We start from the raw sequence: 6323 nt of genomic DNA, 5'->3' as shown, positions 1-6323 counted from the left end.
TTTCTTGGCCTACGTTCTTTTGGCGAAGCAAAAGAAGGTAGGTGCGCCGCCGGGCGCACACCCCGGCCTCCGCCCTCAACACAACCACCGCAGCAACTATTGGCACGACTCGAACGTCAGCCAAACGCCCGCGCCACCCCCATAGCACCCAAGCGCGCAGTGATCGCAAAAAACTCCGCCACCGTATCGTCAATGATCTCCTGCGCCGTCTTCACCCCATCGATCAACCCCGCCGTCTGCCCCGCCAGCGCAGGCGCCGCCTCCATGTCGCCGTCGAAGTACACGCGCTGGATGCCCTCGAAGCTGTCGGCCGGCATCAGCCCGGCGGCGTGGATGGCCGCGGTGCGCTCGGACTTGAGCGCACGGATGCACGGGCTGGCGCGGGTGTTGAGCATCCAGGTGCCGGTGGTGGTCGCGCCCACGATGGCGTTCTTGTAGTTGGCGTGCACCGGGCTTTCGGCGCAGCTCACGAAGCGCGTGCCCATCTGCACCGCCTCGGCGCCGAGGGCAAAGGCCGCGGCCATGCCGCGCCCGTCGCAGATGCCGCCGGCGGCGACCAGCGGCACATCGACCCGTGCGCGGATGGCCTGCAGCAGGACCAGCGTGGAGACCTCTTCAGGGTTCTTGAACCCGCCGCCCTCGCCGCCCTCGACCACCAGGCCATCGATGCCGGCATCCACGCACTTGAGCGCGGCCTCCAGCGTGGGCACGGCGTGGTAGACGGTGATGCCGGCGTCCTTGAGCGGTGCGATGAACTTGGCGGGGCTGCCGGCCGAGGTGGTGACGAACTTCACGCCCGAGGCGCAGACGAAACGCAGCATGGCGTCGTCCTTGAGGAAGCGGATGGGCAGGTTCACGCCGAAGGGCAGGCCCAGCGCGCGCATCTTCGTGATCTCGGCCTGGCAGTTGGCGGTTTCGCCCGACGAGGTCTCGATGATGCCCAGCCCGCCGGCGCGCGAGACGGCCGAGGCCAATGGCGTGCGCGCGATCCAGCCCATGGGCGCCTGGATGATGGGGTAGCGTGCGCCCGTGTGGGCCAGGACGCGGTTGCCTGTGCTGGTGGTCGGGGTGGTCATGCGGTCGGTCTCCGTTGTTCTAGCGAAAACCCATTATTCGGGGCACTGTGCCCGCCGCATGTCGCCCGCGTTACGGGGCCGTGGTGGACCAGGGCCTCCCGGCCAGCAGGCGCTGCCAGTCGGCGGTGGGCTCGGCCTCCTGGACCGCGCCGGTGTCCAGCCGCAGGCCGCTGTCGAACACCAGCGCCTCGCCCGTCACCGGGTGCGGCACCTGCAGCTGCCAGGCATGCAGCCACAGCCGCTGCAGGCCCAGGCGCTCGGCCCACCAGCGGTTGAGCGGTCCCTTGCCGTGCGTGGCATCGCCGATGATGGGGTGGGCCAGGTGCTTGAGGTGCCGGCGGATCTGGTGGCGCCGGCCGGTGGTGGGCACGGCCTCCACCAGCGAGGCGCGGGTGCTGGCAAAGCGCGGGTCGCTGGACTCGGGCAGGGTCAGCTGCGCCAGGGTGCGAAAGCGCGTGTGCGCGTCCTGCACCGCCGCGTCGGCCGGCGCGTCGTCGGGCTTGAGGGCGTGGTCCACCTCCACCGCAGCCGGTGCAAAGCCGCGCACCATGGCCAGGTAGCGCTTGTGCGTGGCCTGGTGCTCGAAGGCCTGCGACAGCGCGCGCGCCGCATCGCTGTGCAGTGCCATCACCAGCACGCCGCAGGTGCCCTTGTCCAGCCGGTGCACGGGAAACACGTGCTGGCCCAGCTGGTCGCGCAGGGTCTGCATCACGAAGCGCGTCTCGCCCGCATCGAGCCCCGTGCGGTGCACCAGCCAGCCCGCAGGCTTGTAGACGGCGACGAGGTGCTCGTCGCGCCAGAGGATGTGGAGCGAGGCCATGGCGAGGGGATGCTGGTGCGAGGGATGGGGCTATGGGGAAGGGCGCGGGGCAATCGCAGGTCCGCAAATGGCGAGCCGCGAACGGTGAGGGCCCCTATCGTGCGGGCTGATTTCACCACTTCCGGCTTGCAAAAAACCCTTGAACACCATGAATATTGTCCTCCTTCACGGCAGCTGGCACGGCGCCTGGTGCTGGCACAAGGTCGTGCCGCACCTGCAAGCGGCAGGGCACGGCGTGCACGTGCCCGATCTGCCGGCCCATGGCCGCCACTGGCGGCTGGCGCGTGGGCGCACCACGCTGGCCGATATGGCGCGCCATGTGTGCCGGCTGGTCGATGCGCTCGATGGCCCGGTCTTCATCGTCGCGCACAGCCGGGGCGGCATCGTCGCCTCCACCGTGTCCGAGATGGTGCGGCCCGGCAAGGTGGTGGGCGTGGCCTACCTGGCGGCCTATCTGCTCCAGAGCGGTGAGCGCGTGGCCGACTTCTTCCGCCAGGACCGCGATTCGCTGGTGCGCAGGCACCTGCGCATCCACCGGGCCACGCTCACCGACAGCCTGGCACCCGAGGCCTACCGGGAGACGTTGTACGCCGATTGCTCCGATGCCGACGTGGCCCTGGCCAGCGCCCTGCTCACCCCGGAGCCCGCGCTGCCCGCGCTGACGCGGCTGAAGCTCACCCCCGAGCGCTATGGCCGGGTGCGCCGGCACTACATCGAGCTCACGCAGGACCGGGCCGTGACGATTGCGCTGCAGCGGCAGATGCAGGCCGCCTCGCCCTGCGCCAGCGTGGCCTCGCTCGACGCGAGCCATTCGGCCTACTTCTCGTGTCCCGATCGATTGGCACTGACCATCCACCAAATGGCACAAGGCGGGTGATTCCTGGGGCGGCATGGCCAACGCTGCTGACAGATTCTGGCAGCAGGGGCGGTAAGCTTTCGGTTCATCAAAAAGACGTGCCAGCACCAAGGGAGGAGAAAGAGACATGATGAACCACCAGCACCCCCACCGTTTCCAATGCCGGTGCGGCCAGGTCACCGGCGAGGTGGCCGATACCCACTCGGCCCTGCACGCCGTGTGCTACTGCCGCGACTGCCAGGCCTATGCCCACCACCTGGGCCAGGCGGATGCGGTGCTCGATGCCCTGGCAGGCACCGAGGTCGTTGGCACGCATGCGCGCCATGTGTCGTTCACGGGCGGCACGGACCAGTTGGCCTGCGTGTCGCTGACCGGCAAGGGCCTGCTGCGCTGGTACGCGCGCTGCTGCCACACGCCCCTGGCCAATACCGGGCGCGACTGGCGCATGCCCTACGTGGGCCTGGTGCACAGCTGCCTGCGCACACCGGGTGGCGAAACCCTGGCACCGCCTGCCTTCCGGCCCGTGCAGATGCACCTGGAGACGGCCGGTGCCAAGGGCGGCACGCCGCCCCGACTGGGTGGGTGGAAGCAGGCCAAGGCCTTGCTGGGCTTCATGCCGCGCATAGCGGCATCGCGCCTGACCGGCAGCTACCGGCGCACGCCGTTCTTCGATGGTGCGGGCGTGCCGGTCGCTGTAGTGCAGGTGCTGAGCCCGGCCGAGCATGCCCGGGCGATGGCGGCGGTGGAGGCCACCGCATAGTCCATGGCGTGCCAGAATGCGCCCCACCAGCCGAAGGAGCCGATGCCGATGTTGACCCCGCGTGCCCTTGCTGCCGCCCTGACCTTGGGAGTTGCCGCCATGTCCTTTTCCGCCACTGTCCTCGCTGCCGTGAACGATGGCATCGCCGCCTACGGCAAGGGGGACTACGCCACCGCCTTCAAGGAATTCAGCGCCGCGGCGAATGCCGGCGACGCCGCCGGCAAGCACATGCTGGCCAGCCTGTACTACACCGGCCAGGGCGTGGGCAAGGACGTGAAGAAAGCCGCCGCGCTGTTCACCGAGGCGGCGGACGCCGGCTACACGCCCTCCATGGCCAATCTGGGCCTCATGTACTCCAAGGGCGATGGCGTGCCACAGGACATGCAGCGGGCGCAGCACTACGCCACGCTGGCCGCCGAGAAGGGCGACGTGCAGGCGCAGTTCGACCTGGGCCAGTCCTACCGCATGGGCGTGGGTGTTCCCCAGAGCCACGAGAAGGCCGCGCACTGGTACCGCAAGGCTGCGGAGGCCGGATCATTGGCCGCGCAGAACGAGTACGGCCTGCTCTTTGCCCAGGGCCATGGCGTGCCGCAGGACTATGTGCAGGCCTTTGCCTGGATCGATATGCCGGCCAGTGCGGGTGAACCCCAGGCCATCAAGAACCGGGCGCAGCTGCTGTCCATCCTGGATGCCAAGGGCCAGGCGGCCGCGCGCAAGCTGGCTGCCGAGTACGCCGCCAAGTACCGCAAGCCACGCTGATTTTTCAAGCAGGGAGAACCTACCCATGTCCGCAGGCGATTGGAAAGACATGTATGCCGCCGCCGTGGCCGGCGATCTGGCGCTGGTGCGCCACCACATCAGCGCGGGCGTGAACCCCAACTACCAGCACCCCGAGATCCTGTGCACGCCGCTGGTGGCGGCCCTTGTCCACGGGCACGATGCCATGGCGCGCTACCTGCTGGACAACGGCGCGGATCCAGGGCTGCGCTCGGAGTTCGATGACATGACGCCATTGCAGGCGGCCAGGCGCCATGGCCGCCAGGAGTTCGTGCAACTGCTGCAAGCGCGTGGCGCGCGCGAAGTGCGCACGCCATTCTGGTGGCGCTGGTTGCCGGTATAGCGGCTCAGAGGCTGAGAATTTTCTAGCCGTGTCCGAGGGGCTTGTCAAAACGCACTGGATCTAGGCGCAAAGCGCAGCCATAGCTTGGGCTATGGAGAGCATTTGCAACGACGAGCCGGGGTGTTTTGGCGTGCACAGCGGGCATGGACGAAAGACTCTCAGCCTCTCAGCCTCTCAGCCTCTCAGGCGCCAGCCGCTTCCTTGGCGCGCATCTTCGCGGCGATGTACTCGCCGTGCGTCACGTGCAGCAGCCCGGCGACCTTGCTGATGGCGTGCATCTCGTTCTCGTCCAGGCGGGCATCGGCATAGGCCACCTGCCACATCGCCTCGACGAGTTCGATCTTCTGCGGCTGGGTGAAGTGGTCGTTGAGGTTGCCGGTGAAGCGCTGGTAGTCGTAGGCGCTCTTGGCCGTGTCCACGGCCAGCTCGACCAGGCGCTCGATCTCGTCGTCGGCCAGGCTGAAGCGTTCGCGCAGGGCGCGGACCATGGCATTGCGTTCCGCGGCGTCCATGGAGGCATCGGCGCGCACCACTTCCACCAGCAGCACGGCGGCGGCCAGTTGCACGGAATGCGCGCGCTCGGCAGGGGAGGCCTCGGGAGAGAACGGGGCGGTGAAGCTGTCGAACAGTTCTTTGAGGGTATGGAACATGTGCCGGCCAAAAGGGTGGGGGTGGAATATGCGCGAGAGGATGCTGCGTGCCATGCCCGATGGAGCCCGGGTGCAATGTATTGGTTCCCCCTGTCTTGCAGCCCGGCGACAATTGGCGGCAATGATGAAAAAAACGATTCTTCCCCTGCAGCTGCTGGTTGCCCCCGATGTGAACGACTCCTCGCCCCTGGTGCTCTACCACGGCCGCAACTGCCCGGACGGCTTTGGCGCCGCGCTCGCGGCCTGGCTGTACTACGGCGACAAGGCCGAGTACCTGGGGCTGGACCATGGCGACGTGCAGTCGGTGGACGACCTGCCGGCCCTGGACGGCCGCTCGGTCTACATCCTTGATTTCTCGTTCTCGGCCGAGATCCTTGCGGCCATCGACGAGCGCGCGGCACGGCTGGTGATGCTCGACCACCACAAGAGCGCGGCCGAAAAGCTCACCGGCTTTGCCTGCCGCTGCGGTGTGGTGCATTTCGACATGGACAAGTCGGGCGCACGCCTGGCCTGGGAGTTCTTCCACCCGCAGCAGCCCGTGCCCGCGCTGCTGCAGTACGTGGAAGACCGCGACATCTGGAAATGGGAATTTCCGGAAAGCGCGGCCTTTCTCTCGGCGCTGGACATGGAAACCCAGACCTTCGAGCGCTGGCGCGAGATTGCCTCCTTCACGCCCGAAGCGTTGAAAACCTTCATGGCGCGCGGATCGGCCATGGACGAGAAATACAAGAAGCTCTGCGCCGACATCGCCGAGGGCGCGCAGCCCCTGGTGTTCAACGGCATCGAGGGCCTGATGGTCAACGCGCCCGGCATGTTCCACAGCCTGGTGGGCGACATCCTCTCGGCCCAGACCGGTACCTTTGCGCTGATGTGGAGCGCCGGTGCCAAGGGCGTGAAGGCGGGCCTGCGCTCGCAGCGCAACTTCGACTGCATCGCCCTGGCCGAAAGCATGGGCGGGGGCGGCCACGCGCAGGCCTGCGGCTTCAAGATGAAGATCGAGCGCCTGCCTGAGCTGCTGAGCGGCGTGCTGAACGCCTGACG

The 6323-nt window shown here is 67.9% G+C and carries 8 protein-coding genes; 5 read left to right on the top strand and 3 right to left on the bottom strand.

Annotated elements, in window-relative coordinates:
* Positions 1-116: 116 nt before the first annotated feature.
* Positions 117-1076 carry an NAD(P)H-dependent flavin oxidoreductase gene (locus AC07PA_RS30995; RefSeq protein ID WP_494609790.1) on the bottom strand — a complete coding sequence of 320 codons (960 nt, stop codon included), beginning with the start codon at positions 1074-1076 and terminating at the stop codon, positions 117-119.
* A 70-nt stretch (positions 1077-1146) separates the two neighbouring features.
* Positions 1147-1896 (bottom strand): pseudouridine synthase, encoded by a 750-nt coding sequence (locus tag AC07PA_RS30990; RefSeq protein ID WP_494609791.1) that lies wholly within the window; start codon positions 1894-1896, stop codon positions 1147-1149.
* A gap of 148 nt (positions 1897-2044) precedes the next feature.
* Here AC07PA_RS30990 and AC07PA_RS30985 point away from each other — a divergent pair, with 148 nt between their 5' ends.
* From AC07PA_RS30985 to AC07PA_RS30970, 4 genes are all read left to right on the top strand, one after another.
* Positions 2045-2773 (top strand): alpha/beta fold hydrolase, encoded by a 729-nt coding sequence (locus AC07PA_RS30985; protein WP_007858940.1) that lies wholly within the window; start codon positions 2045-2047, stop codon positions 2771-2773.
* 109 nt (positions 2774-2882) lie between these two features.
* Complete coding sequence (locus AC07PA_RS30980; RefSeq protein ID WP_494655414.1) at positions 2883-3512, top strand: DUF6151 family protein; 630 nt, start codon at positions 2883-2885, stop codon at positions 3510-3512.
* A gap of 99 nt (positions 3513-3611) precedes the next feature.
* Positions 3612-4271 (top strand): tetratricopeptide repeat protein, encoded by a 660-nt coding sequence (locus AC07PA_RS30975; protein ID WP_494609793.1) that lies wholly within the window; start codon positions 3612-3614, stop codon positions 4269-4271.
* A gap of 25 nt (positions 4272-4296) precedes the next feature.
* The gene (locus AC07PA_RS30970) at positions 4297-4632 is read left to right on the top strand and encodes an ankyrin repeat domain-containing protein (RefSeq protein ID WP_007858935.1); all 336 of its coding nucleotides are present in this window, start codon (positions 4297-4299) and stop codon (positions 4630-4632) included.
* 182 nt (positions 4633-4814) lie between these two features.
* Here AC07PA_RS30970 and AC07PA_RS30965 read toward each other — a convergent pair whose 3' ends face one another.
* Complete coding sequence (locus AC07PA_RS30965; RefSeq protein ID WP_035205753.1) at positions 4815-5282, bottom strand: tellurite resistance TerB family protein; 468 nt, start codon at positions 5280-5282, stop codon at positions 4815-4817.
* Between the two features lie 121 nt (positions 5283-5403).
* Here AC07PA_RS30965 and AC07PA_RS30960 point away from each other — a divergent pair, with 121 nt between their 5' ends.
* Positions 5404-6321, top strand: a complete 918-nt coding sequence (locus AC07PA_RS30960; RefSeq protein ID WP_494609794.1) for a DHH family phosphoesterase — start codon at positions 5404-5406, stop codon at positions 6319-6321.
* Positions 6322-6323 lie beyond the last annotated feature (2 nt).

This window comes from Acidovorax sp. GW821-FHT09B03 (assembly GCF_059418305.1).
This window is presented reverse-complemented; position numbering and strand designations above follow the sequence as displayed.

What these genes read in the sequence shown, in the direction of transcription:
- AC07PA_RS30995 (WP_494609790.1), bottom strand. Translation starts at nt 1,076, where the DNA reads ATGACCACCCCGACCACCAGCACAGGCAACCGCGTCCTGGCCCACACG.
- AC07PA_RS30990 (WP_494609791.1), bottom strand. Translation starts at nt 1,896, where the DNA reads ATGGCCTCGCTCCACATCCTCTGGCGCGACGAGCACCTCGTCGCCGTC.
- AC07PA_RS30985 (WP_007858940.1), top strand. Translation starts at nt 2,045, where the DNA reads ATGAATATTGTCCTCCTTCACGGCAGCTGGCACGGCGCCTGGTGCTGG.
- AC07PA_RS30980 (WP_494655414.1), top strand. Translation starts at nt 2,883, where the DNA reads ATGAACCACCAGCACCCCCACCGTTTCCAATGCCGGTGCGGCCAGGTC.
- AC07PA_RS30975 (WP_494609793.1), top strand. Translation starts at nt 3,612, where the DNA reads ATGTCCTTTTCCGCCACTGTCCTCGCTGCCGTGAACGATGGCATCGCC.
- AC07PA_RS30970 (WP_007858935.1), top strand. Translation starts at nt 4,297, where the DNA reads ATGTCCGCAGGCGATTGGAAAGACATGTATGCCGCCGCCGTGGCCGGC.
- AC07PA_RS30965 (WP_035205753.1), bottom strand. Translation starts at nt 5,282, where the DNA reads ATGTTCCATACCCTCAAAGAACTGTTCGACAGCTTCACCGCCCCGTTC.
- AC07PA_RS30960 (WP_494609794.1), top strand. Translation starts at nt 5,404, where the DNA reads ATGATGAAAAAAACGATTCTTCCCCTGCAGCTGCTGGTTGCCCCCGAT.